Origin of the sequence: Pseudomonas sp. EA_5y_Pfl2_R50 (genome assembly GCF_963970475.1) — a bacterium.
GTDB lineage: Bacteria > Pseudomonadota > Gammaproteobacteria > Pseudomonadales > Pseudomonadaceae > Aquipseudomonas.
On sequence record NZ_CAXAPT010000062.1, the window covers coordinates 1 to 658 of the forward strand.

The window sequence follows — 658 nt, forward strand, 5'->3', positions numbered from 1 at the left end:
GCATCCGCGGCATCATCAGCGCGCATTCTGGCAAGGAGCCCCGCCACCTCCTCATCGGTGCGCGCGTGCAGCAGTCTTGCCTGTTTGTTGTCGTCCAGTTCTTCGAAGACGTCAGCCTCCAGTTCCGGGTCTTCATGTACGTGCGCCAGCAGGACGTTCTCTTCTCGCGACGAGGCACTCTCAATGATATCGGCGATCTGGGCAGGTTTGAGCTTGGTCACGCGGCTCGCAGCCGAACGCGACCCCGAACCGCGCTCATCGCCGATCAGCAACAGGAACGAATGCCAGTCCCGCGCGGGATGCTCTTCGTGCCGGCCAAGGTGAAACCAGCGCCCCTTGTGAACGTCCAGCCCTGTTACAATCCAGCCGTTTGCAGCCAAAGCGAGCCGAACGTCGTAGGCTTTCACCAGGGCGCTGCGAGCGACATCAATGATGCGATGCCCGAGAATGTTCTCCTTGAGCAGCAATTCGCCATCGCGGCGCTGGAAGGGCCGTAAATCCACCTTGGCAGTGCGGAGGCGGACCGCCTCGGGGTCGATGCTCGTCACGTCGCTCATGGGCACGAAATAACCCGCACTGCCCAGTGAGATGACCAAGCCTGTCAGAAGGGGATAGTCATTGTCGCGAAGTCGTGTGACGACATCCGATAGCTTGCCAA

1 protein-coding gene is annotated in these 658 nt (G+C 60.6%); it reads right to left on the reverse strand.

Annotation, left to right across the window (positions count from 1 at the left end; all coding sequences use genetic code 11):
• Window positions 1-557: magnesium transporter MgtE N-terminal domain-containing protein (locus tag AACY19_RS26705; RefSeq protein ID WP_339454484.1), on the reverse strand; the 557-nt coding region annotated here is incomplete at its 3' end.
• Window positions 558-658: the final 101 nt, after the last annotated feature.